28 protein-coding genes are annotated in these 23,861 nt (G+C 34.1%); 15 read left to right on the top strand and 13 right to left on the bottom strand.

The genetic code is table 11. The features are described 5' to 3' along the window. Positions 1–32: 32 nt before the first annotated feature. Positions 33–1,055: an L-histidine N(alpha)-methyltransferase gene (gene egtD / locus C6990_RS04960; RefSeq protein ID WP_182128963.1), complete on the top strand. Its 1,023-nt coding sequence runs from the start codon at positions 33–35 to the stop codon at positions 1,053–1,055. On the opposite strand, the gene egtB is transcribed toward egtD, so the two are convergent. The 3 genes from egtB to C6990_RS04945 all read right to left on the bottom strand — a co-directional run bounded on the left by egtB (position 1,052) and on the right by C6990_RS04945 (position 4,215). Next, complete coding sequence (egtB, locus tag C6990_RS04955; protein ID WP_182128961.1) at positions 1,052–2,362, bottom strand: ergothioneine biosynthesis protein EgtB; 1,311 nt, start codon at positions 2,360–2,362, stop codon at positions 1,052–1,054. The genes egtD and egtB overlap by 4 nt on opposite strands. Before the next feature lie 50 nt (positions 2,363–2,412). Then, the gene (gene proS / locus C6990_RS04950; RefSeq protein WP_182128959.1) at positions 2,413–3,855 is read right to left on the bottom strand and encodes a proline--tRNA ligase; all 1,443 of its coding nucleotides are present in this window, start codon (positions 3,853–3,855) and stop codon (positions 2,413–2,415) included. 75 nt (positions 3,856–3,930) lie between these two features. After that, the gene (locus C6990_RS04945; RefSeq protein ID WP_182128957.1) at positions 3,931–4,215 is read right to left on the bottom strand and encodes a hypothetical protein; all 285 of its coding nucleotides are present in this window, start codon (positions 4,213–4,215) and stop codon (positions 3,931–3,933) included. Positions 4,216–4,318: 103 nt separating this feature from the next. Here C6990_RS04945 and serB point away from each other — a divergent pair, with 103 nt between their 5' ends. The 5 genes from serB to C6990_RS04920 all read left to right on the top strand — a co-directional run bounded on the left by serB (position 4,319) and on the right by C6990_RS04920 (position 8,003). Continuing rightward, positions 4,319–4,969 (top strand): phosphoserine phosphatase SerB, encoded by a 651-nt coding sequence (serB, locus tag C6990_RS04940; RefSeq protein WP_182128955.1) that lies wholly within the window; start codon positions 4,319–4,321, stop codon positions 4,967–4,969. A 34-nt stretch (positions 4,970–5,003) separates the two neighbouring features. Then, complete coding sequence (cofE, locus tag C6990_RS04935; RefSeq protein WP_182128953.1) at positions 5,004–5,729, top strand: coenzyme F420-0:L-glutamate ligase; 726 nt, start codon at positions 5,004–5,006, stop codon at positions 5,727–5,729. A gap of 51 nt (positions 5,730–5,780) precedes the next feature. Continuing rightward, entirely contained in the window at positions 5,781–6,695 is a 915-nt protein-coding gene (locus tag C6990_RS04930; protein WP_182128951.1) for a PHP-associated domain-containing protein, read from the top strand. Between the two features lie 70 nt (positions 6,696–6,765). After that, entirely contained in the window at positions 6,766–7,002 is a 237-nt protein-coding gene (locus C6990_RS04925) for a sulfurtransferase TusA family protein (protein ID WP_182128949.1), read from the top strand. 8 nt (positions 7,003–7,010) lie between these two features. Continuing rightward, positions 7,011–8,003, top strand: coding sequence for a cysteine synthase family protein (locus C6990_RS04920; protein ID WP_182128947.1), 993 nt, complete (start codon positions 7,011–7,013; stop codon positions 8,001–8,003). Here the strand turns inward: C6990_RS04920 and C6990_RS04915 are convergent. From C6990_RS04915 to C6990_RS04900, 4 genes are read right to left on the bottom strand one after another with little or no spacing between them, the layout of a single operon-like run. Next, entirely contained in the window at positions 8,000–8,473 is a 474-nt protein-coding gene (locus tag C6990_RS04915; protein WP_182128945.1) for a hypothetical protein, read from the bottom strand. The two genes, C6990_RS04920 and C6990_RS04915, sit on opposite strands and share 4 nt — an antisense overlap. A gap of 27 nt (positions 8,474–8,500) precedes the next feature. Continuing rightward, a complete protein-coding gene (locus C6990_RS04910; protein ID WP_182128943.1) occupies positions 8,501–8,716 on the bottom strand; it encodes a hypothetical protein in 216 nt (71 codons plus the stop codon). Next, on the bottom strand, positions 8,713–9,717 hold the full coding sequence (trxB, locus tag C6990_RS04905; RefSeq protein ID WP_182128941.1) for a thioredoxin-disulfide reductase: 1,005 nt from the start codon (positions 9,715–9,717) through the stop codon (positions 8,713–8,715). Before trxB ends, C6990_RS04910 begins: the two co-directional genes overlap by 4 nt. Positions 9,718–9,762: 45 nt before the next feature. Continuing rightward, positions 9,763–10,203, bottom strand: a complete 441-nt coding sequence (locus C6990_RS04900) for a CBS domain-containing protein (protein ID WP_182128939.1) — start codon at positions 10,201–10,203, stop codon at positions 9,763–9,765. 111 nt (positions 10,204–10,314) lie between these two features. On the opposite strand from C6990_RS04900, the gene C6990_RS04895 reads away from it, so the two are divergent. Continuing rightward, positions 10,315–10,746, top strand: a complete 432-nt coding sequence (locus C6990_RS04895; protein WP_182128937.1) for a universal stress protein — start codon at positions 10,315–10,317, stop codon at positions 10,744–10,746. Continuing rightward, the gene (locus C6990_RS04890; protein ID WP_182128935.1) at positions 10,743–11,165 is read left to right on the top strand and encodes a universal stress protein; all 423 of its coding nucleotides are present in this window, start codon (positions 10,743–10,745) and stop codon (positions 11,163–11,165) included. Before C6990_RS04895 ends, C6990_RS04890 begins: the two co-directional genes overlap by 4 nt. 15 nt (positions 11,166–11,180) lie before the next feature. On the opposite strand, the gene C6990_RS04885 is transcribed toward C6990_RS04890, so the two are convergent. Continuing rightward, entirely contained in the window at positions 11,181–12,035 is an 855-nt protein-coding gene (locus C6990_RS04885; RefSeq protein ID WP_182128933.1) for a CBS domain-containing protein, read from the bottom strand. A gap of 109 nt (positions 12,036–12,144) precedes the next feature. Here C6990_RS04885 and C6990_RS04880 point away from each other — a divergent pair, with 109 nt between their 5' ends. Genes C6990_RS04880 through C6990_RS04870 form a run of 3 tightly spaced genes read left to right on the top strand, consistent with a single transcriptional unit; the run spans position 12,145 to position 13,841 of the window. Further along, the gene (locus C6990_RS04880) at positions 12,145–12,489 is read left to right on the top strand and encodes a hypothetical protein (protein ID WP_182128925.1); all 345 of its coding nucleotides are present in this window, start codon (positions 12,145–12,147) and stop codon (positions 12,487–12,489) included. Position 12,490: 1 nt separating this feature from the next. Next, positions 12,491–12,922, top strand: a complete 432-nt coding sequence (locus C6990_RS04875) for a universal stress protein (RefSeq protein ID WP_182128923.1) — start codon at positions 12,491–12,493, stop codon at positions 12,920–12,922. Between the two features lie 16 nt (positions 12,923–12,938). Beyond that, positions 12,939–13,841, top strand: coding sequence for a malate dehydrogenase (locus tag C6990_RS04870; protein ID WP_182128921.1), 903 nt, complete (start codon positions 12,939–12,941; stop codon positions 13,839–13,841). Here C6990_RS04870 and C6990_RS04865 read toward each other — a convergent pair. Continuing rightward, entirely contained in the window at positions 13,828–14,598 is a 771-nt protein-coding gene (locus C6990_RS04865) for a DUF6775 family putative metallopeptidase (protein ID WP_182128919.1), read from the bottom strand. The two genes, C6990_RS04870 and C6990_RS04865, sit on opposite strands and share 14 nt — an antisense overlap. Before the next feature lie 23 nt (positions 14,599–14,621). Continuing rightward, positions 14,622–15,440 carry a sulfide-dependent adenosine diphosphate thiazole synthase gene (locus tag C6990_RS04860; RefSeq protein ID WP_182128917.1) on the bottom strand — a complete coding sequence of 273 codons (819 nt, stop codon included), beginning with the start codon at positions 15,438–15,440 and terminating at the stop codon, positions 14,622–14,624. Positions 15,441–15,616: 176 nt separating this feature from the next. Here C6990_RS04860 and C6990_RS04855 point away from each other — a divergent pair, with 176 nt between their 5' ends. Both C6990_RS04855 and C6990_RS04850 read left to right on the top strand, forming a co-directional pair. Further along, entirely contained in the window at positions 15,617–17,425 is a 1,809-nt protein-coding gene (locus C6990_RS04855) for a nitrite/sulfite reductase (protein ID WP_182128915.1), read from the top strand. Beyond that, complete coding sequence (locus C6990_RS04850; RefSeq protein ID WP_182128913.1) at positions 17,422–18,219, top strand: sulfurtransferase; 798 nt, start codon at positions 17,422–17,424, stop codon at positions 18,217–18,219. The genes C6990_RS04855 and C6990_RS04850 overlap by 4 nt, the downstream gene beginning before the upstream one ends. On the opposite strand, the gene C6990_RS04845 is transcribed toward C6990_RS04850, so the two are convergent. Then, positions 18,195–19,337 (bottom strand): tetratricopeptide repeat protein, encoded by a 1,143-nt coding sequence (locus C6990_RS04845; RefSeq protein ID WP_182128911.1) that lies wholly within the window; start codon positions 19,335–19,337, stop codon positions 18,195–18,197. The two genes, C6990_RS04850 and C6990_RS04845, sit on opposite strands and share 25 nt — an antisense overlap. A gap of 103 nt (positions 19,338–19,440) precedes the next feature. Here C6990_RS04845 and C6990_RS04840 point away from each other — a divergent pair, with 103 nt between their 5' ends. Next, positions 19,441–21,099, top strand: coding sequence for a collagen-like protein (locus C6990_RS04840; protein WP_255465210.1), 1,659 nt, complete (start codon positions 19,441–19,443; stop codon positions 21,097–21,099). 295 nt (positions 21,100–21,394) lie between these two features. Here C6990_RS04840 and C6990_RS04835 read toward each other — a convergent pair whose 3' ends face one another. Together C6990_RS04835 and C6990_RS04830 are read right to left on the bottom strand one after the other, a co-directional pair. After that, positions 21,395–21,727, bottom strand: coding sequence for a hypothetical protein (locus tag C6990_RS04835; protein WP_182128909.1), 333 nt, complete (start codon positions 21,725–21,727; stop codon positions 21,395–21,397). Positions 21,728–21,849: 122 nt separating this feature from the next. Next, the gene (locus tag C6990_RS04830; protein WP_182128907.1) at positions 21,850–22,953 is read right to left on the bottom strand and encodes an OBG GTPase family GTP-binding protein; all 1,104 of its coding nucleotides are present in this window, start codon (positions 22,951–22,953) and stop codon (positions 21,850–21,852) included. A 305-nt stretch (positions 22,954–23,258) separates the two neighbouring features. Here C6990_RS04830 and C6990_RS04825 point away from each other — a divergent pair, with 305 nt between their 5' ends. Continuing rightward, entirely contained in the window at positions 23,259–23,840 is a 582-nt protein-coding gene (locus C6990_RS04825) for a hypothetical protein (protein WP_182128905.1), read from the top strand. Positions 23,841–23,861: the final 21 nt, after the last annotated feature.

The raw sequence follows: 23,861 nt of genomic DNA, 5'->3' as shown, positions 1-23,861 counted from the left end.
GCATTTATGTTAAATAATGTCTGAATTAATACTTGAGTAACACTTTACAAAAAAATCTAAATTATAAAAAATTCATAATTGATGAACGCCTGCAATATTTCAAACCTCATGCCAGTAAAATAGAAAAAACTTTTGCTGAAGAGATTTCATTTAGTTTGAATAGGAAGGGTAAATTTATCTCTCCAAAATTCTTTTATGATAAAAAAGGATCAGATCTATTTGAAAAAATTTGTACATTGCCTGAGTATTATCCTACTCGGACTGAAATTATGATTTTAAACAAACTCAAAGATGAACTCCCTTCATTTCTAGATAAAACATTCAGGGTCGTTGAATTAGGAAGTGGTGCATCTGTAAAGACAAGAATAATCCTTGATATTTTCTCAAAATTATGTGGGGATGTTGAATATTTCCCTATTGATATATCTGAGATTCTTGCAGAAAGTTCTGAGGAATTGTTGAAGGATTATGAAAATTTACACATTACTGGAATAATTGACACATATGAGGGTGGTTTAGAATTTCTAAAAAACTATGATGAAAAGAAAAATTTAATCCTATTTTTGGGTTCTAGCTTTGGAAATTTCCCGCCAAAGGACGGTCATGAGTTTCTGCAAAAAATAAACTCTACAATGAAAAAAGGAGATCTCTTTCTTATTGGACTTGATTTGGTTAAGGATAAGAATATTTTAGAATCTGCATATGATGATTCTCAAGGCATTACTTCAGAATTTAACTTGAATGTTCTTTCGAGAATAAATGATGAACTAGATGCCGATTTTAATTTAAATAATTTTTCACATCATTCTCTTTACAACGAAACTGATCAGCGAATTGAAATGTATCTGAAATCCCTAGTTGATCAATCTGTGGTGATCTCAAAATCCAATCTTTTATTGAACTTAGAAAAAGATGAATTGATTCACACTGAATATTCTCACAAGTTTAGGTTATCTCAAATTCAAAAACTTCTTGATGATGTAGGGTTTGAAATTAAACATACATGGTTAGATGATAAGTCTCATTTTTCACTAACACTGGTATCTAAAATTTAGATATCTTCTGCACATCTAAAACCTGAAAATAACCACCGTTCATCCAATCTGAAAAAATTTCTATATGACCCTCTAATTGACATTTCTGGTGTGGCAAAAGATCCTCCTCGTAAAACTTTTTGATTTGTAAACCATTTGTCATTGTATTCATCAAATCCTGATTTGAATCCTGGATATCCTGTAAATTCTGACGAGGTCCATTCCCAAACATCTCCAATCATTTGCTGACAACCATGTTGACTTGAACTATTTGGATACGTGCCAATTTCTGAACATCCCCAAAAATATGATTCAAGTAGATTGCATTTTTCATTTGTTGGTTTGTCATTTCCCCAAGGGTAGATTGTTTTTTCGTTTTTTTCCTCATTCCAACATGCAGCTTTTTCCCATTCTGCCTCAGTAGGAAGTCTCTTTCCCGCCCATTTACAATAAGCATCTGCTTCATAATAACTGACATGACATACAGGTTCATTGGGGTTGATTTTTCTAATTCCTAAAAAGTCTCGAACATTCCACTCGTCATTAATTTTTTCCCAGTACATTGGTGCTTTCCAATCATTCTCTTTTACTTTTTCCCATCCATCTGATAGCCAAAACTTGTATGTCTCATATCCTCCATCTTCTACAAATTTTAGATATTCTTGATTAGTGATTGGAAAAACATCCATCTTGAAATCATTTAGGTATGATTTGTGCTCTGGAAGTTCAATGTCATAGCAGAAATCATTTCCATTATATCCCATTGTGTAAAGACCCCCCTTGATTCTAACTGATTTTTTCTCTGGATTGATTTGTTTAGATATTTTGTTTTTCTTTACTGGATGATACTGTTCTGCTAAAAGATGTTGAAGGTCATATACTAGAAGTTCTTGATGTTGACACTCATGATGAAACCCCATAACTATTAGTCTTATTTCATCAGAACTGAGATTTTTTGATTCAATAAAACGCTCTACTCTTTGATTAATTGTATTAAAATATTGAAATATCTGATCAACTGTGGGTCTTGAGACTACACCTCTTAATCCCTTGTCATGTGGAACTCCAAATTGTTGATAGTATGAATTAAGATATTCTGAAAATTCTTTTGAGTAAAACTCGTAATTCTTTTCTAATTTACTCATTATTGCTTCGTAAATCCAACTTACGTGTCCTATATGCCACTTTGGTGGACTCATAAATGATGCAGTCTGAACTACAAAATCATCTTTTTCCAAAGTTTTTACAAGTTCTAGTGTTCTACTTCGTGTCTCCCTAAATTGCTCTAACAATGCATTTTTTTGATCTAATTCTTGATTTGAGGGCATTATTGGGAAATTATTTTTTTTCTATTATAATATTTGTGGCATTAGTTGGTCTAGTACCCTCTGGCAAAAACAGATGTTGATACACTTTGTTCTTTACAGTATATGCATCTCAAATTTTCATTTTCACTGCCAAATGGAATTACTCGAATATCTGCTCCTGTTTCTTCTTTAATTTTTTCTTCACATTCTAATTTTCCACACCAAGGAGCCTTGAAGAATCCACCTTTCTCAATTTTTGATTTAAACTCCGTATAGTCTGAAATCTCCATTGTGTTTTCTTTTGCCTGTTCTTTGGCTTTTTTTAGCATCTCGTTTTGAATTTCATTCAATATTGTGAATATTTTTTCAATTTCATCAAAATTCAAGGTTGATTTTTCTTTATTGTATCTTTTTGCAATTACAATGCTTCGCTTTTCAATATCTTTAGGACCTATCTCGATTCTTAATGGAATTCCTTTTAATTCCCAATCATTAAATTTGTAACCTGGAGATAATCCACTTCTATCATCTACATGTACTCTGATTTCTTTTGTTTCTAACGTGTTTTTAATTTCTTCAACCTTTGATAGAACTTTTTCTTTCCCCTCTTCATTTTTATAAATTGGAACAATTACAACTTGTGTTGGTGCTACATTGGGTGGTAGTACTAGACCTTTATCATCTCCGTGTGCCATGATCATAGCTCCGATCAATCTCCATGAAACACCCCAAGATGTCTGCCATGCAAAATGTTCTACATTATCTTTGTCTGCAAATTTAACTTCAAATGGTTTTGAAAAATTCTGCCCTAGAAAATGAGATGTCCCCATCTGTAACGCCTTTCCATCAGGCATAATTGATTCCATTGTAGTTGTATATACTGCACCTACAAACTTCTCTTTTTCACTTTTTTTTCCTATTGTTACTGGAATTGCCAATTCTTCTTCAACTGTATTTTTGTAAATCTCTAAAATCTTCATTACTTCTTTTTCAGCCTCTTCTTGAGTTGTGTGGACTGTGTGGCCTTCTTGCCACAAAAATTCTGAGGTTCTTAGAAATGGTTTTGTTGCTTTAATCTCTGCCCTTAATGCAGTATTCCAAAAATTGATTTTTAATGGCAAATCCCTCCAACTTTGAATCCATTTGGCATACATTGTATATGCCAATGTCTCTGATGTTGGTCTTAGAGCAAGTTTATCTCCAATTTCATTTGTACCTGAATGAGTTACCCAAAACACTTCTGGATTAAATCCTGCAAAATGCTTTTGTTCTTTTCCTAACAAAGATTCAGGAATTAATATTGGTAGAAATCCATTTCTTATTCCATTTTTTGCAAATTTTTTATCAAATGTACTTCTCAATGATTCCCAAATGGAATAACCATCTGGTCTTAGAACAATTAACCCTTTGACAGGTGCATAATCTGCTAATTTTGCTTTTAGAACAACCTGAGTATACCATTCACTAAAATCATCATTTTTTGAAACAGTGATTCCTACGTCTTCTTTACTCAAACTAAAAATCCAAGAATTAATTTAACTAATGAGCCTTTCGTGAGAATTTTGCTATCGTAAATTAATTTCAGTATTTTAAAGCGGGTCGCCTTTACAGAGAACTTTGCCCATTACTCTGCTTTGGAAATTTGGACACACAAAACACTGAATAAATTGAATTTCTTCTTTCAAAACTGGACAGTCTACATACTCTTGCTTCATTTTTTTGAGCATTTTTGGACTGACGCCTTTTAACTTTAATTTCCCTTTTTCATCCATCATACCTGATGCTTTTAATTCATCTTTAACTTCCTGAGGCAGTTTTTGTCTTCCTTCTCTCTCATTGATCTCTACTTCGTATTTACGTTCTAATTCTGCCATGTTTAACCATAAAACAAACGGTGATTTATTACTAGCGTTTTTTTGATCTCAAAAAAGTTTAAACTTTAATATAATTAGCATTTTTTTCCAATTCAGAAATCAATTGCTTGTAATTTTTGACGTTGAAGGTGTTTTATATGATGAAGAATATCTTCCAATTCTTGCAGAAAAATTAAACAAAGAAGATGAGATTTGGGAAATTACCAAACAAGGAATTCAAGGGAAAATTAACTGGGAAGAAGGTTTGAAAACAAGAGTTGCAGCACTTAGAGGTCTTGATGAAAAAACATGTCAGGAAGTTGCTGATGCATTGCCTATAATGACTGGTGCAAAAGAACTTTGTAGAGTACTAAAATCAGCTGGTTGGAAACTCATGGCAGTTTCTGGAGGGTTTACTTTAATGATGGCTAGATTACAAAAAGAACTAGATCTTGACTATGTTTATTCAAATGAGTTAAAATTTAAAGATGGAAAATTAGATGACGTAGTAATCCATGTTGATTCTGATAAATCAAAGTCTGCCAAAATAAAAATTGCTGAATGGGGTGAGAAAAAAGAAGATATTGTTTGTGTTGTTGATGGGGCAAACGATGTGAAATTATTTGACATTTGTGGATTGGGTATTGCATATAGAGCTCAGGACTTGGTAAAAGACTTGGCTACTGCTACTTTGGAAGAAAAGGACCTCTCAAAAGTTTTAGATATTATCAACAAACATTACAAAATGGAACTGGAAACAATCACTCCTGCCTAAACAATTTTTTAGTCCATATCTTTAGTACTTTTACTTGGAAATTATTCCTGTTCTTATTGAAAAAGAAATTGAACCCTCAGATGATATATCTGATTTGGTATTGAGCTCTTGCGACTTACATGATGGTGACATTTTAGTAATTGCACAAAAAATTATCTCAAAACAAGAAGGAAGAATTGTCAAATTATCTACTGTTGAACCTTCTTTACTATCTCAGGGAATTGGCTCTCAGTATCAAAAAGATCCTCGTCTAGTAGAATTAATTTTATCTGAAACAAAACGAATTATCCGAATGAAAAATGGCATATTAATTGTTGAAACAAAAAATGGATTTATCTGTGCAAATGCCGGCATTGATGAAAGTAATGTGCAAGAAGGGTATGCGACTTTATTACCAATTAATTCAGATGTTTCTGCTGAATCAATCCGCTACAATATTTTAAAACAAACTAACAAAAATGTGGCAGTAATAATTTCTGATACATTTGGACGTCCTTTTCGTATGGGCCAAACTAACTGTGCCATAGGCATTTCCGGATTAAATCCAATAATTGATTATGCTGGAATGCATGATTCATTTCAAAAGATTTTGCGTGTAACTGCAATTGCTGTAGCTGATGAACTGTCCTCTGCAGCGGAACTGGTAATGGGCAAATCATTAAAAATCCCAATTACTATAATTAGGAATTACTCATTCAAAATTGAAGACCATGTTATAGATGAATTAATTCGACCTGAGCATGAAGACCTTTTTAGATAACTCATTTTTTCAATAGGGTTAATAATTAAAAGCACTCTATATTATGTGAAAATGTCAATCACTACTGAACTTCACTGTCATAATTCATTTTCAAATTTTCATGTAGGTGAAGGTGAACCATCACATGATTGTAATGTTTCAATACGTGACCAACTTGAGCGTTCACTTAATTTAGGATTGGATGCAATTTTTGTAACAAATCACAATACACTTGATGGGTATCGTCAATTACTTGAATACAAAAATGATCATGAGAAATTCAAAAAAATCAATGTTTATCCTGCTGAAGAGATAACAATCGATAATGGGGCTCATGTCTTGGCCTATGGTATTCACGATGAAATTCCTGCTGGGATTTCTCTGGAAGAATTAATTGATAAAGTACGAGATCAGGGGGGCGTCTCATCTGCACCCCATCCATTTGGTCTAATTAACGCATTGCGTGAGGATGCAAAAAAATGTGATATGGTTGAAGTTTTCAATAGTAATAATGTAGATATTTTATCAAACGCTCGAGCCACTCAATTTGCACTGGATAATAACATTACACAAGTGGCTGGTAGTGATTCCCATGTTTTGTCAACTCTTGGGAGATGTGTTAATCAAATTGATTCAGAAAATACTCTTGATGATATTTTACATGCAATGAAATGTGGACACATTCATGTTTCTCAAACAGGTTATGTGTCACAATCAGAAACATTGGACCATCTAAAATACAAAATTAATAATTCTAAAGAATACATTGTTGATTATATTTCTGAACATTACCCAAACACAAAATGGCTTTTTACATTATTACTCAGACTATATGATTCAAATCAAAACAGTCCTATGTGGCCATTATTCTACAGAATTGCACTTTATTCGATGAGAAGGATATCACAAAAAATCAATTTTCAAAATCATGATCCTAGTTTTATGAAAGATAGAAATCTTACCACTATCTTGAAAATGACATTGTAAGATAAAGTAGGACAAGCTAAACTCAAATAGATTTTAATATGACAAAACGCTTTTGTTGAATTAGATACCTATGTCTGATTCTGCTGAAAAAAAATTAGATGCAACTGGATTATTTTGTCCCGAACCTGTATTTCGAACAAAAATTGAAATTGAAAGAATGCAAGTTGGTGAAACTCTAACTGTGTCTGCAGATGATCCTGCTGCTGAAGATGATATTTCAAGATGGGTTACAAGAAATGGTCATGAGCTATTAGATTTATCAAAAGATGGGAATGTAATTACATTTCAAATTAAAAAGGTGAAATAACCAGAATAATGACTACTGTTACTGATACAGATGTCTTGAGCAGAGTGGGAAACACTCCTCTCGTAAAATTAAATTCACTTTCTCATGATAATGTAGAATATTTTGCAAAATTAGAAGGTCATAACCCATTTGGTTCTGTAAAAGACAGAGCTGCATATTGGATGATTAAAGATGGTGAAGAGCGAGGAATTCTAACCAAAGGCAAAAGCATAATCATCGAACCTACTTCTGGTAATACTGGAATTGCGTTAACTGGTATTGCGAATGTATTGGGCTATAAAGTAGAAATTGTAATTCCTGAAAAAGCTAGTAATGAGACCAAAGATATCATTAGGAATCTTGGTGCTAAAGTATTTGAGACAAGTGATGATTTATGTCCTAAAGTTGGGGCAGGTACAGATCAAAGTATTGCATTAGCAACTTCTATTGCATCCTCAAGACCTGACACATATTACTCTCCAAATCAATACGCAAATGAGGCAAATTTCAAGGGTCATTATGTTGGAACTGGTCCTGAAATTTGGAAACAAACTGAAGGGAAAGTAACTCATTTCTTTACAGGTGTTGGCACTGGTGGAACAATTACTGGGATTGGTACTTTTCTTAAAGAAAAAAACCCTAATGTTAAGATAATTGGTTGCCAACCGCAACAAAACCATTTAATTCAAGGATGGCGAAACTTTGAAGAATCTGCAAAACCTGATTTATTTTTAAAACGTGAAAGTGTTGTTGATGATTGGGTTTCTGTAGACAATAAAGAAGCATTTGATGTTGTAAAAGACGTTTTTGAAAAAGATCAACTTTTAATCAGTCCTTCATCTGCAGCAGTTTACGCATGTATGAAAAAATACCATATTGATGGGGATGCTTGTGTAGTAGGCATTTTTGCTGATGATGGACGTAAGTTCAAGAGTGTTTATGCATCACAAAACGTTATGACAGAAGAAGAATTTGAAAATTCTTTGAAAAATGCAAGACACATGTCGGATTTGGCATACTAGGAATCTAAAATCTGCTTTAATTGATTTTGATAAAAATCTCGGAATGTTTTATTCATCTCTTTTTCATGATTTAGGCATTTGTTGCTTTGTTCGTTAAGATTATTTTTAATTTCTTTACTCCATTGACTTTGTTGCTTATCTTTGGGATCTGAGATTGATGGATTATCTTTGATTTTTTGCATGATTTCTAATAACTCCATTCCTATCTGTCGAAATTTACTTATGCGTAAAAGAAACATTTGTGACTCTTCTTTGTTAATTAAATTCATCATGGTATGAACTTGATTATAATATTCTAAAGATTTATCACTATAATTTCTGAATTCATTCAATCTTTTCTCCCAATAATCTTTGGATGGTTTCTCTTCCACCTTGTAACTGAACTTGATATCTGCTAATTCTGTTCCTAATTTTGCAAGTTTTCCACTAGTCTCCTTAATTGAATTCTTTAGATTTTCTGTATTGCTCATTCCATTTCCTATTTATTTGCAGAATTGTTAAACTTTTAATTTATCCCATTCGTCTTTGGATTTTTTAGAATGTTCTCTCATACAATTTTCACAGAAGGAATCCCATTCATTAATTCCTAACTTTTTAAAATATCCCAAAGACCAGCTGTATGTGGGAATTTTTCGATATTGAAATTGTTGAATTGTAAAGATTTCTTTATGCTCAAATTTTTTTAGACACTTTTTGCATTGTGCATTTTTCATTCTTTTTTATCTGCGCTTTCTGTTAAATATTTATCAACATCAATTGCTGCCATACACCCAAACCCTGCAGCAGTTATTGCTTGTCTGTAAGTTCTATCATGAACATCACCAGCTGCAAAAATACCTTCAATGTTAGTGTGGGTTTTATTTTTTAATACAACGTATCCTTTATCATCCAAATCTATTTGTCCTTTGAATAATTTTGTATTTGGTTCATGACCTATTGCAACAAAAAGACCTCCTGCATTAATTGTTGACTCTTCATTTGTTTTTAGATTTTTTATAATTACTTTTTGCATTTTTTGCTCCCCTTTGATTTCTGTTACAGCAGAGTCCCAATGAAACTTTATTTTTTCATTACTAAATGCACGTTCTTGCATTACTTTACTTGCACGCAATTCATCTCTACGATGAATAATGTGAACTATTGTGCCAAATTTTGTGAGGAATGTTGCTTCTTCAATGGCTGAATCCCCTCCTCCTACAACAACTATTTCCTGATTCCTAAAAAATGGTCCATCGCATGTTGCACAATATGAAACACCTTTTCCTGCAAATTCTTGCTCTCCAGGCAATCCCATCTTTCTTGGATTTGCACCAGTCGCAATAATTACTGCACGCCCTTCATACTCTTCTGAGGCTGTTAAAACTTTGAATGGGCTTCGTCTAAAATCTACATCAACTGCTTCATCATCAATAATTGTAGTTCCCATTCTTTGAGATTGCTTTCTCATATCTATCATTAAATCAGGACCCATTATCCCGTTTTCAAATCCTGGATAATTCTCTACTTCTGTTGTATTCACTAATTGACCTCCTGGAAGAATTCCTGACAAAATCAATGTGTCATACCCAGCTCTAGAACAATAAATCCCTGCAGTGTACCCTGATGGTCCCGCACCAATAATAATTACATCAAATTTTGTTTTTACCTTATCTGGTTTCATAGGATCGCTATCATTTGTTTCAAGTACTGTTGCACCATCGTCAGCTGCCATCATGATGTTTGATAACTTTGTAGCAATAATTTAAGTGTCTTTTTTTGATTATTCGTCTTTCATTCTCAAAATTATCTGATCACATATTCTACGCATTTCAGAGTCTGATCCAACACTAGAGATTTTTACAATATCTGTAGTGGTAACAATTCCTATTATCTGCTCATTTTCTTTGACAGGTAGTTTGTGGATTGATTTCTCTTTCATCATTTCTGAAGCTTCCCAAATTGTCTCTTCTGGATCTATCGTTATTAGTGGAGATGACATGACTTCTGAGATCTCTGTAAATAAGGGCCTTCCTTCAGCAGCAACTTTAGTAACGAAATCCCTTTCAGTGACAATGCCTATGGGTTTGGAATCCTCAGTTATGACCACACATCCTATTTTCAATTCTTTCATTTTTTGAGCGGCATCTTGAATTGATACGGATTTATCTGCAGTTAAAACGGTTTTAGACATTACCTGATTTACAAAAGTACTTCCTTCCATGAAAAATCTATGATCTTCAATTATATGATATGATTTCTAAATTATCATACTTGAAAATCATTGCGGGAAATCATTGAATGCTTTTAAGTTCGTAATTGAGATAAACCCTATATGGTAATTAAAACAAAAAAAATCCTAGTTCCTCTGGATGGTTCAAAAAACTCTTTTCGTGGATTGGATATGGCTATTCATATTGCAAGACAGTCTAATGGAACAATAACTGCCTTGGCAGTAAAATCAGTGCCTGGATTGTATGCACTTCATCCACTTGGTTTCTTAGATTTTAACTCGATGAAAGAAGTAAAAAAATTCCTTGAACAGGCAAAAGTTAGAGCCGCAAAAAAAGGAATACAATTAACTGGTAAAGCACTCGCAGGTGATCCTGGATATGATATTGCAAGGTTTGCAAATAATAGTAAAAATAGAATTGACTTGGTTGTAATTGGTGCAAGAGGAAGAGGTAGTGTAAAAGAAATGTTTTTGGGCAGTGTTTCAAATTATGTATTACACAAATCCAAAAAACCCGTTTTGGTTGTAAAATGAATAATTTCAAAAAAATCCTAGTTCCTCTGGATGGTTCAAAATATTCTAAAAAAGCTCTACAAAGGGCATGTGAAATGGTAAATGCATTTGATTCACAAATTATTTTAATTTATGTTGTTGAAAAATCAGTACCTGTAAATTTTTTAGATCGTAAAGAATATTTGCAACTTTTACGAAAATATGGCAAAAAAACTCTGAACGATGCAAATGAGATTCTTTCTAAAAATGGAATTACTGGAAAATCTTTGATAAGAGAAGGTAACATTGTAAATGAAATTGATAAAGTAATCAAGGAAGAAAAATGCAATCTGGTTGTTGTGGGTAACAAAGGTCTTGGAACTGTAGCCAGATTTTTACTTGGAAGTACTTCAAATAAGCTTGCTCAATCATCACCTTGCTCATTGATGATTGTGAAATAATTTAATTCGCTAAAATTATTTTGTTAGGGAATTTACAATATCTGATTTTGTAATTATGCCTACTAATTTTGATTTTTTGACTACTGGCAGTCCACTAATGTCATGCTTTATCATCAAAGTTACTGCATCCTTGACATCATCATTAATTCCTACGGTGATTGGCTTGGAGGACATGATATCTGTTGCATGAAATGGAAACAAGTAACTCATTTGATTGGAATGAATTTCTTCTAATCCTTTTTTGAATTTATATTCTTGAACTTCTTTTGGATCTGCTGACTCTGCAATCCATTGAGGAATTTTTGCAGGCACAAAGTCTCTGAATGTAACAACTCCTACAGGTGTTTGATTCCTTTTGATAATGACTCTTGATATCCTGTATTTTAACAGCAGACTTTCTATGTGTAATATTGGGTCACTTGGAAGTGCGGTAATAACATCTTTTTTCATAATCTCTGAAACTTTGAAAGGTGTTGACTCTTTTGTAAGAATTGCTTTTACAAGATCTGTCTCAGTTACGATTCCTTGTAATGTTTTGTCTTTATTTGTAATGATCACTAGACTGATCCGGTGTTTTTTCATCATCATTGCACATTCAGTTACAGTGTTGTCTTGAGTTAATGTGAATAATTTCTTAGGGATAAACTCCTTTGCTACTACTGCACTAATTGGTCTTGATCCTAACTCGTAGATTTTTTTTGCAATATCTTTTTCAGTAATTACTCCTAACGGTTTTTTCTTGTCTACGATAACTACCCGTTTGACTCTATTTTTCAATAGACTCTCTCTGGTTTTTAGCAGTGTTGTATTTGGCTTGACTGTAATTGGTTTTGAAATTAATTCTAATAATTTGATTTTTTTAACATCCAATGTCTATCTGTTTTTTATTTCTTAATTAAGGATTAATACATTCACCATTGAATTTCATGTTTGGTAATTACTGAGAAAGATATTTAGTTCTAGTTGACATTAATACTATATGGCAAATTCTGTTCCTTTGTATGTGGTTGGGTTATCTAAAGATGAACCTGCAAATGAGGTACTTTCATCCAAGTTTGGTTCTGCTTTAGAGAAAGTTCAAAAAGTATTATCAAATATAATTGAGGCAAAAATTACAGTAGAATCTCAAAATCCTGAAGGTTCAAGAACTCATTATGATGCAACTGCATCTGTTAAGACTTCGAAAAATACATTGGTTTACACTGCATCTGGTTGGGATATTCTTAAAATTGCTGATGAATTAAGCCGAAAATTGGAAGGAGAATACTCTGATCGTGAGAATAAGCGTCAAAGAGAAAGTATTCGTAAAAAGGAGGAATTCTGAAATGTTTCAAAACATTCTTGTTCCATTTGATTTATCTGACCAATCCACTAGGGCCTTTAAGGTTGCATTAGATGTTGCAAAAAAATATCAATCAAAAGTAACTCTTCTTACGTGTCTTGAGGGGGATGCTTGGCATCACAAATATTATGATGCAAGAGCCGATAAAGAATTAATTAAAAAACAGAGTAAGGTGACAAAAAAGCATGTTGAAAAACTAGAATCTTATGCTGAAAAAAATAACATTACTGTCAAAACTCAAATAATTACTTCAAAATCTGTTGTAAATGACATTGTAACTTTTGCAAAATCTAGAAAACATGATCTAATTGTAATTGGGTCTCATGGGAGAACTGGTTTTGATAAAGTTCTCTTAGGTAGTGTCGCAAATGGTGTGTCACAAAAAACTCGCTGTCCTGTTTTAATTGTAAAATAAACCGGTTGTGTTTTAATTGATTTCAATAATTGGAAGCGGCCGAGTTGGCGCGTCAATTGCATTTCTCTGTGTTGCAAATGCACTAGATGATGTCTTATTGATCAATCGTAGTAGAGATAAAGCAATTGGTGAATCATTGGATATTTCAAATGCAATCCCGGCAACTTCAAAATTTTCGATACATGGAACAGATGACTATGCTGAATTATCTGGTTCAGATATTGTAATAATTGCTGCAAGTACTGTTTCATACACGAAATCTAGGACCGAAAATAAAAATCCGCAAATAGATATGATAAAAGAGATTGCAAAAAAAATTAAACAGTACTGCCCTTCTGCAATAATTTTAATGGTTTCAAATCCTCCTGATGTTTTGACATATTTTTTTCAAAAAGAATCTGGTTTTTCTAGATTCAAAGTAATTGGCATTGCATCAAGCCTTGATTCAAGCAGATTTCGCTATTTTGTATCAGAAAAATTATCTGTGCCTCAATCCTCAATAAATGGTGCATTAGTTCTTGGGGAGCATGGTGATTCAATGGTTCCTATTTTTTCAAACGTAACTGTTGAAGGAAAATCTCTATCTTCTATGATAAATGATGTTGAAAAAAAATACATTACTTTTGATATTCGAAACTATTGGAAGACTCTGAGAAATTATAAGAGTCGATCTCAGTTTGGCATCGCAAAAAATGTCTACGATGTAATTAATACCATCATCAATGCCCAAGAACTATTTCTCACAGCATCTGTAGTTCTTGAGGGTGAATACGGTGAAAATGACGTGGCAATGGGCGTTCCTGTAAAAATTAATCAAAACGGCGTTTCTGAAATACAGACAATTCAACTTGACGAATCCGAATCATCACTGTTAACAGAATCCTCTAAAAAAATCCGTGATGACATTAATTCTGTCTAAATTGATTTAGAATTTCTTGGTGTTTTTCACACAATTTTTTGTTGTCTATCTGGGAATGGAGGAGATCTTTTTGCCAGTGGGAATTAAACAATCTGCAGTCTAAATTATCGCAAAACGCCTCTCCTGTTTCATAATACATGATGGCTTGTAATAGGTAGCCTTCTGCGATTTCTGATAAACGTGAATCATGATATTCTAAAAATTGGCCTTTGTATCTTTTTTTGATTTCGTCTACTGCATCTTTTGAAAAGTTTGTCATTAAATCCAGATAGTATTGTTTTGGTTTTGCGGGGGCCTCTATCATGCCTGTAGTTGAAATTATTACAGGATTAGAACTAATCAAAGATCTTGCATGATATCTATAATCACTTTCATCAAATGTGCATGTAATCTTATTTGTAAAAATCACATTTAGTATATCCATTCTATTTTCATTATCTGGAATTAATTCTGAAATAATTTTTTGTAATTCCACTCCATCATATAATGGGGGTTCTTTTTCTTGAGACATGTCTATGCTCTCTTTTTCTACTAAAACATCTTCATCTGAAGTAGAATATTTCTGAAATGGTTTCTTAATGTCTAAAATTCTAATACTTGCAATTTTTTTATATGTCCTATCATCTAAATTATTGAACAAATTCTTTCTTGTTTCAATTGTAATTTGAAATGTGTTTTCGAGGAACTTTCTTAATCTATCTAATTGAATTTCAGGAACTGTTGGTTCATTATATAGAATAATTTTAGAAATTTTCAATAAAAAAGATATTTCTTGATGACTTATCTTTCTAACTCTTTGATTTTTGCTGCAGTTATTTCAGCTGCCTTTTTTCCAGAGTATAACATGGAACCAAATGTTGGACCCATTCTTGCCAAGCCATGTGTTTCAGTTACTGACATGCCTGCAGCCACCAATCCTGGATAAACTTCTCCTGTTTTATGGACAACATGTTCTTCTCCATCATTGACATGCATTGGTTCCATTCCTTTCCATTTAGCTAATCCTCTATCTACTAATCTCTTTACTGCAACAGAATCATGGCCTGATGCATCGATTATTATTTTTGCTTCTAGTGCAACTGGATCTACACAAGTTATGTTTCGTGGTAAAGCTGAAACTGGCATCCAATTTACAACAATTCCTGCAACTCTTCCGTTTTTCAATACTAAATCATCAAATTTTGTTAACTGTAGGAATTTGACTCCTGCATCACATGCTGCTGCAATTAATTTTGATACTGCATGTGGGCCTGGAGTAAGATACAGTCCATCTGCAACTTTTTTGTATGGGACTCCCAACTCATCCCAAATTTTCTGTGCTGGTTCTCTAACTGTTACTGGATTCATCATGTATCCTCCTAACCAATAACCTCCGCCTAGGTAGTTATTTTGTTCAATTACGAGAACTTTGAAACCCATATTAGATAACTCTCTACTAGCTGTTAATCCTGCTGGACCAGCTCCAATAATTATGACATCTGAATCTGCTCTGTCAATCAATACGTCATGAAATTCATTTGCGATTGCACGTGTAATTTCGACTTCTTTTACATCTGTAAAAATTTTATTTGATTGCTCTGCTACTGTGGCCTCTTGCATGAGATGAATTCATTCTCTGAACAATTAATACTTTCCCACATTTCTTTAAAATTAGGTATGACTAATTCTATTAGGTTTTAAAAAAGTAGGAAAATTATGTATGACCTCAAAATTTTCTTTACTAAAACATCCCTATATCAAAAATTTATAACCAAACTAGATGGAATTTCTTTGTATTGACAATATCTGATCTTAAACAATCTTCTCCAGATTCTGCAAAGCCTAAAATTAATTGGGCTAGGATTGAGGAGGCAGATAATTTTGCTAAAACAGTAAAGATGTTCCGTCAAGGAAAATACGATGAGGATAGTTTTAGACGATTTAGACTTCAGCATGGTGCGTATGGCACCAGAATGACTGGTGATTATGCAATGGTTAGAATAAAACTTCCTGCCGGGGAAATTTACCCTCATCAATTTGAAAAAATATCTCAATTAAGTGAACAGTATTCTATTGGCAGTGCACATTTTTCTACTAGAGAAAATATTCAATTGCATTGGGTAATTCTTGAAGATGTATCTGAAATTTTTAGAGGTCTTGCTGAAGTTGGTCTGACATCTCGGGAAGCATGTGGTAACTCTGTTCGTAATGTTATGTGTAGCCCATTGTCTGGTGTATGTCCTGATGAAAAATTTGATTCAACTCCATATGCCCTGGCAACTGCTAGATTTTTTTTAAGAAATCCGATGGCACAAAATCTTCCACGCAAATTTAAATTCAATTTCACGTGTTGTGAGAAACATGGAATGGTAAGGATGGTTGATGTTGGATTAATTCCACAAATAAGGGAAATTGACGGTTCTTCTCAAAGAGGATTTAAAATATTCCTTGGCGGTGGATTGGGTAACAAATCATATGTTGGACATCAATTAGAAGAATTTACTCCTGAAGAAGATTTACTTTACACATCTATTGCTGTGATGAGGATATTTGATAGATTGGGTGATAGAAAAAATCTTGCAAGAAATAGAATGCGTTACCTAGTAAATGATATGGGTTGGGATAAATTTCAAAATCTTGTGTTCAAAGAAAGAGCAATTGTTAGAGCTACTCAATCTGTTGTGACTCAACTTGATGTTGATATAACACCTGATCAAATAAAGCGACCTATTAGAATTACCGATGAAAGTGGCAATTCTGTTCCTGATGGTTATGCTAGATGGCTAAAAACAAATACAGTAAAACAAAAACAATCTGATTATCGTTCTGTGTTTATTACTCTAGAAGCTGGTGATATAACCTCAAATCAGTTAAATGCACTAGGTGATATCATCCGTAACTTCTCCTCTGAAGGTAAGGCACGATGTGGATTTGTGCAAAATGTTGCATTACGATATGTACTAGAAGATGATTTGCCTCAATTGTATTCTAAATTGCTTGAGGTAGGACTTGCAAAGTCCGGTGCATTGACTATGACTGCACCTATTGGATGCTCTGGCACTACTTCATGTAATCTTGCTTTGACAAACTCACATAGATTGGCAAAAGAAATACAACGAAAATTCTTGGATCTAAAGTTGGATGAGGATGATGATCTAAGTGATTCCTCGATAAAGATAAGTGGATGTCCTAATTCTTGTGGGCAACATGGTATTGCAACAATTGGTTTCTTTGGAGGAGGTGGACGTGTTGGAAAAGACATGTATCCAAATTATCAAATGTCTTTGGGAGGCCGGTCAGATGGCGATACAATGCTAGGAGAAACTTGTGTTAGAGTTCCTGCAAAACGAGTGATACCTGTTATTCTAAAAATCATTGAACTGTTCAAAGAAAAAAAGAAATCTGATGATACTCTCAAATCATGGATTCATAGGGTTGTAAATGGTAATGAGGATTCAGATATCAAATCCATCAGCGATATTAAAAAAATTATTGAACCGATGATTGTTCCACCAACAATTCAGGAAGATCCTGATTTCTATCTTGATTATGGTAGCGATACAAGTTATCACACAAAAACTGGAAAGGGTGAGTGTGCTGCTTGACCGAATCTGGTAAAATAACAACCGATGTTGATTCTCTACGCTCTGAGATACGAGACAAAAGTGTTCGAGTAATTGATGTTAGACGTGAAGGTGACTACAAACAAGATCATATTCCTTCTGCCGTAAATTTACCTTTGGCAAATCTTTTGTCTGATGATAGCCCTGAACGTGTTTTAAAACTCATAAACTCTATGGGGATTGATGATGAAACCAATGTTGTAGTTTATGATGATACCTTTGGTGCCCTAGCATCAAGGGTTGCATGGACATTGGAATATCTTGGACATTCTAGTGTATCATTGCTTGAAACAACCTATAGCCATTGGAAATCACTTGGGCTAGAAAATGATTCTCAAACACCTGAAATACAAATCAAAGATCATTCGATGCATTTGCGACCTGAGATCTTAGCCACTTCTGATTATCTAGAGAGTGCAAAAAGTCGTGATGATGTTATACTTATTGATAATCGAGAACGATTAAATTTTCTAGAACAGCATATCCCTGGAGCGATTAGCCTTCCATATAGGACTCTTGCAAGCAATGATCATATTTTGCGTTCAAAAGAGGATATGAAACGATTGCTTGACAATAGAGGAATCACTGGTAATTCCGAAATTATCACTTATTGTGGGAGTGTGGGTACTCTTTCTGGTTTGGCATACTATGCCCTAAAATCTGCAGGTTTACCAAATGCAAAATTGTATGTGCGCTCATTTAAGGAATGGAAAAGTCTTCAAAAACCTACACAAAAACAAGAAGACGCAAATTATTGGGATTTGTCTGCTGAATAATTAATTTCGTTTCGAAGTTTTTTTGTAATTGTTACTTCGATGTTGTCAAAAAGAATTAGCATTTTTTCTTTATTTTCGATTAGATAGTCTTGCCCTCTGTCTTTTAGTCTAATTTTCCATAATCTTATTTCTCTATGTTCGTCAAAGAAATTCTCTATCATCTGTTCGCCTGATTTTGCTGGATTAATGAAAATATCAAATATCTCAATTGTCTTTTCAACATCTTCTTCTTCTATTGCTTCTCTAACTGATTGAATTGCATGACTTAGTTCTTTCAAATTCTTTACTGGTTTTGGTAAAGTTTTTCTTGTAATTCCGAACAATCCTTTCTTTTCTTTTCCCATTTTCTCTGCAATGTTTGGTGCAAGATCATAAATTGGAATTTTACTTAGACCATCACGTTTTTCATTTTGTACAATTAATCCTTTTTCTAATAATTTTCTTAAAGAAGACTCTGCATCAGCTTTGTCTAGAAATGTTGTCCATACAATAGAACCTAATGTATGATATCCTTGTCTTACTGATTCTAAAACTACTACTTCTTGAATTCTTTTAAACCCCTCTTCAATTCTAACATTTGCAAAATCTTTGTCTCGAATTGATCTTCTTGCATTTTTAACATCGATTTCAATTGAACGTTTCAGTGCTTCTAATGCTTCTGGCACTTGATTAAGTAATGATAAGAAACAAGCTTTGTTATACCATGCCATTGCATATGTTGGATCTGATTCGATTGCTTTATCTACCGAATCAAGGGCTTTTGAAAAATTCTTTTGTTCATAATGCACCAGCCCTTTAAGATTCCAGGCTTCTGGATTTGTAACATCTATTTCTAAAATCTTATCATATACTTTTAGTGCTTCTCCATGATCATCAATGTGAAATCTGGCATATCCTAATTTCATCAAAGTTTCAATGTTGTCTGGCTCAATTCGTAATGCTTGCTCAAATACTACTATGGCCTCTTCTAATTTTTCATCTGCCATCAAATTGATTCCTTTTTTGAATAATTTCTTACGATTATAGTCTGAATCCACTAGGCTAGTTTCTTCAACTTTGTCCTTCTTTGACGAGGATTCGTCAACCTCCTTTGATTTTTTTCCGAAAGGTTTCTTCACTAGCTCAAATTGGCATTTTATCTAGATAAATACCATCCTTAATTGGAAATGCTCTCATTTTTAATCAGTTTATTCTGATTCAAGCATCTAAATACAGAAATACTTGAAAAATACAGAAACGAATGTGTCATCTCAACCTAGATTAGAAGTTCAAGGCAAGTCCCCTTTTAAACAATCGGGTGTATATGAAGTTCAAATTTCAATTTCTGATAGTAGACCTTCTGATGAGGCTCTATTTACTAAAAAATTCCCTTCTTTGTGGAGGGGAAACTTTCATCTAAGAGTCAAGGATGGGATGTTTTCTGAAAAACTCGGCTCTCCTGAAAATCCACTTCCATCATCAATTGAAACCCTTGACACTGTTTGGATAATCGTTGTAGATCTATTCTCATCATTACATTCTGTATTTGATATTAAATTAAAACAAACTTCGACACCGCCATCTGAATCAAATGAACCTGAATCTGAACCCGAACCTAAACCTGTGGCATCTGAAAATAAAAAAGAACCATCAGAATCAAAATCCAATGTTCGTTCTGCAAGAACTTCTGGTTTAGCTGGAAATAAAGGACCTGACGGTCCACCTGGCCCAGTTGGTGATAAAGGTCCACCTGGTCCTCCAGGTCCACAAGGACCTGTTGGAAATAAAGGACCTGACGGTCCACCTGGCCCAGTTGGTGACAAAGGCGCAACTGGTGACAAAGGATCAACTGGGGAGAAGGGATTGTCTGGTGACAAAGGTGTTACTGGTGATAAGGGTTCTACTGGCGACAAAGGAGACAAAGGAGACAAAGGAATTGTTGGTCCTCCAGGTGATAAGGGGGATAAGGGTGCAACAGGACCTATTGGTGACAAAGGACCAACTGGATTAAAAGGTCCTACTGGTGACAAGGGTGAAACAGGACCAACTGGTTCTGCTGGTGATAAAGGACTTTCTGGATTACGAGGTGCTCCTGGAGAAAAAGGAGATAAGGGTCAACAAGGACCAACTGGCGATAAAGGATTAACTGGACCTACTGGACCTCCAGGTGAGAAAGGACCAACTGGATTATCTGGGGTTCAAGGAGAAAAAGGACTTCAAGGTCCTTCAGGTCCTATTGGAGAAAAAGGTCCGTCAGGACCACTTGGTGATAAAGGCCCCAATGGTCCACCCGGACCACTTGGCGATAAAGGATTAACTGGACCTACTGGCCCTGCTGGTGATAAAGGACCCATTGGTCCACCCGGCCCTATTGGAGAAAAAGGTAACAAAGGTGTTGAAGGTCCTATTGGAGAAAAAGGACCACAAGGACCACAAGGCCCTGCTGGTTCAAAAGGACTAACAGGAGTTCCAGGTCCACAAGGTGAAAAAGGAGAAAAAGGACCTACAGGACTAATTGGAGAAAAAGGACCTACAGGCCCAATTGGTGCAACTGGAGAAAAAGGACCACAAGGACCACAAGGTTCTCAAGGTGAACGAGGAACAACAGGTCCATCTGGAGAAAAAGGACCACAAGGACCACAAGGCATTCAAGGACCACAAGGTGAACGAGGCCCTACAGGCCCAATAGGTTCCATTGGCGAACAAGGTCCAGTAGGAGGTCAAGGCCCAGTAGGACCTCCAGGACCAAGAGGCCCACCAGGACCACCTGGAGAAAAAGGACCATCAGGGGGAATGTCTTCTGAACAAAAAGCATTGTTTAAAGATTTGTTAGAAATTTTAACAAACAAAAATGTAATTTCTACTGAAGAACAAATCAAATTGATGAGCTATCTTTATTGATTATTTTTAAAATAATTTTATTTGAGTACAAAAAAAGATAATTTCATAAACATCAAATTTGTTTTAGATCTTTTTCTCTATTTTTAATTTACACTGTATCTTGATTTAGATTGGAACTGCAAAATTATGTGATCACATAGATTCTTTGATTTTGTGGCATGTGTTTTTGATGTATGAATATTTTTTAAAATTATTCATCAAATTAATTCTGAAAAATTTAATTAAAGTTTCCACTAATAAATTCAGAAAAATGAAAACAATTCGTCTCTAAATGACGATTGTTAGTTTGACGATACTATCGTCTTTTTGCTGCTTTTCTCTTTGGAGCGGCTTTGCGTTTAGTTGCTGCCTTTCTCTTTGGAGCTGCTTTTTTAGCTGCAGTTCTTTTTGCTGCCTTTCTCTTTGGAGCGGCTTTGCGTTTAGTTGCTGCCTTTCTCTTTGGAGCTGCTTTTTTAGCTGCAGTTCTTTTTGCTGCTTTTCTCTTTGGAGCGGCTTTGCGTTTAGTTGCTGCCTTTCTCTTTGGAGCTGCTTTTTTAGCTGCAGTTCTTTTTGCTGCTTTTCTCTTTGGAGCGGCTTTGCGTTTAGTTGCTGCCTTTCTCTTTGGAGCTGCTTTTCGTTTAGCTGCCATACTGAATCGCCATTTTCATTGTTTTTCAGTGGTTAAACTAAAGAAATTTACACAATTTGATTACAATTTCTCAAGTAATTATATTGCATTTTTTATTGATCGTTTAATTTTCAAAAATTATTTTATCGTCTTTTGATAATTGTTAATACGTCTTCGTCAATCAAAATATGGTTTAATCCCACTCTTTGTCCTCCAAATTTTACACTCTTTCCCCATACAAGACCGTATCTGAATTCTCGTTTCAATCTACGATGTAATTTATTACAAATATCTTCTACCGTGTCTCCCTCTCTTGCAATTAATGGCTCTTTAAAATCCGTCTCCCCTCCTTTTGGCCTCATGTATATTCTGATGAATTTTAATTTCTCATAGATCTTTTCTTTTAGCAAATCGATATTGATATCGGCATTTGCTGACACTTCTATTACATCTGATTTTATTTTTGTCTTCAAATCTGACAGAAAGTCTTTATCAACCAAATCAATTTTGTTTAAAATCGTAAGTGCTTTTGAATAACTAATGTTTCCTGCAATATGATCTGCTAGTTGTTCTGAAGTTAGATCTTCTCGTACTACAACACGTGCACTAACTATTCCATAAAGATGCAGAATATCTTTAAGATGTTTTTCTGTAATTTTTGTTAATTTTACTTGCTGTGCAATCGCAATGCCTCCCATTGATGCTTTCTCAATTGTTATGTTTGGCGGTAATTGATTGAGCCTTATTCCTATGTTTCCCAATTCATTGGTAAGCACATCCTCGTGAAATGGTTGAAAAACATCTAACACCAATAAAACAAGATCTGCTGTTCGTGCTACAGATAAAATCCTCTTTCCTAATCCTTTTCCTGTGGATGCTCCTTTGATAATTCCTGGAAGATCTAATACTTGGATTTTTGCTCCTCTATATTCCATCATTCCTGGGACTACTGTTAGTGTTGTAAATTGAAAAGCTCCTACTGTTGATTTTGCCCCCGTCATTTTGTTGAGTAGTGTTGATTTCCCAACACTGGGTAATCCAATAAAGACCACCGTTGCATCTCCGCTTCTCCTAACGTCAAACCCATCTTGCTTCATTCCTGATTTTTTAGCGGTGTCTGCTTCTTGCTCTCTTTTCAGCTTTGCAATCTTTGCTTTTAGTAGACCTATATGATGTTCTGTAGCTTTGTTAATCTGGGTTTTTGCCATCTCATCTTGGATGGCTTTAATTTTTTCAGGTATTCCCAATACTACTCAACTCGTACTACAATCTTTTCAAATAAAATCCTATTACTCTTATGTGTGTTAATTTTATGAATAGATTGAAAATTATTTACTTGATTTAAAAAATTTGTAAATGACTCTTTTACACTATTGAAATTTCTAGAGTCTATATCTGATTCAGATTCATTTGTATGTGGATATTTATTGAATATTTTGCCAATTACTCTTTTAGTCATTATGTTATGATTTGATATCTTTTCTAATAAGATGTCTTTGATTTTTGATAATTTTTCTTATCATTTTTTAACAGTAATTGGTTTTCAGTTCATGTGAGAAAAAGTCTGATTTATCCGATAATTGGAATTTTCATAATTGCTTATTTTAGTTTGACAGTTTTCATCTTGCCTGAACAATATCTCTCCAATGAACAACTTGTTCCTCAACCCTATTTTGAAGCGGTTTTATCTGATTCAGATGTTTCCTTGGGTGATTCTTTTAGATTGAGTATAACTTCAGAAAATCGAGGTGACTATGGTGATATCCACATACTATCTACATCGTTTCCCACTATTTCTAAAACTGATGGTATAGTTGAGATTGCAACATATGATTTTACACAATCTTCAGTTCATGTTGAAGTTGGTGATGAAATAGGTGCAAACTATAGCGGTGGTTTGGAATCTACAACTGCAAAATACCCTTCAATTGAAGCGATGAATAGGCCAATTTTCCCTGGAGCGAAAAATCATCTGGACTTGATTATCACTCCTGAAAAAACAGGAATCTTTACCATTTATGTAAAATCTATTGATATCCCACATACCAGTAACGTGTCTCATTATCCCTATTCGGGGATTTTAGATCATCAGAATGAATATGTCTTAGATTATTCAGTAAATGTAAATCCCTAATATTTTATGGAATGATACGCT

Source organism: Nitrosopumilus sp. b3 (genome assembly GCF_014078525.1).
In the GTDB taxonomy this organism is placed as follows: Archaea; Thermoproteota; Nitrososphaeria; order Nitrososphaerales; family Nitrosopumilaceae; genus Nitrosopumilus.
The sequence above is the reverse complement of the archived record's forward strand: the minus strand, read 5'-3'. Positions and strand labels throughout refer to the sequence as shown.

Excerpts from the sequence above, each read along its gene's own strand:
- egtB (WP_182128961.1), bottom strand. The coding sequence starts at position 2,362 with ATGCCCTCAAATCAAGAATTAGATCAAAAAAATGCATTGTTAGAGCAA.
- C6990_RS04945 (WP_182128957.1), bottom strand. The coding sequence starts at position 4,215 with ATGGCAGAATTAGAACGTAAATACGAAGTAGAGATCAATGAGAGAGAA.
- C6990_RS04930 (WP_182128951.1), top strand. The coding sequence starts at position 5,781 with ATGTCAATCACTACTGAACTTCACTGTCATAATTCATTTTCAAATTTT.
- C6990_RS04925 (WP_182128949.1), top strand. The coding sequence starts at position 6,766 with ATGTCTGATTCTGCTGAAAAAAAATTAGATGCAACTGGATTATTTTGT.
- C6990_RS04920 (WP_182128947.1), top strand. The coding sequence starts at position 7,011 with ATGACTACTGTTACTGATACAGATGTCTTGAGCAGAGTGGGAAACACT.
- C6990_RS04915 (WP_182128945.1), bottom strand. The coding sequence starts at position 8,473 with ATGAGCAATACAGAAAATCTAAAGAATTCAATTAAGGAGACTAGTGGA.
- C6990_RS04910 (WP_182128943.1), bottom strand. The coding sequence starts at position 8,716 with ATGAAAAATGCACAATGCAAAAAGTGTCTAAAAAAATTTGAGCATAAA.
- trxB (WP_182128941.1), bottom strand. The coding sequence starts at position 9,717 with ATGATGGCAGCTGACGATGGTGCAACAGTACTTGAAACAAATGATAGC.
- C6990_RS04900 (WP_182128939.1), bottom strand. The coding sequence starts at position 10,203 with ATGGAAGGAAGTACTTTTGTAAATCAGGTAATGTCTAAAACCGTTTTA.
- C6990_RS04895 (WP_182128937.1), top strand. The coding sequence starts at position 10,315 with ATGGTAATTAAAACAAAAAAAATCCTAGTTCCTCTGGATGGTTCAAAA.
- C6990_RS04890 (WP_182128935.1), top strand. The coding sequence starts at position 10,743 with ATGAATAATTTCAAAAAAATCCTAGTTCCTCTGGATGGTTCAAAATAT.
- C6990_RS04880 (WP_182128925.1), top strand. The coding sequence starts at position 12,145 with ATGGCAAATTCTGTTCCTTTGTATGTGGTTGGGTTATCTAAAGATGAA.
- C6990_RS04875 (WP_182128923.1), top strand. The coding sequence starts at position 12,491 with ATGTTTCAAAACATTCTTGTTCCATTTGATTTATCTGACCAATCCACT.
- C6990_RS04860 (WP_182128917.1), bottom strand. The coding sequence starts at position 15,440 with ATGCAAGAGGCCACAGTAGCAGAGCAATCAAATAAAATTTTTACAGAT.
- C6990_RS04835 (WP_182128909.1), bottom strand. The coding sequence starts at position 21,727 with ATGGCAGCTAAACGAAAAGCAGCTCCAAAGAGAAAGGCAGCAACTAAA.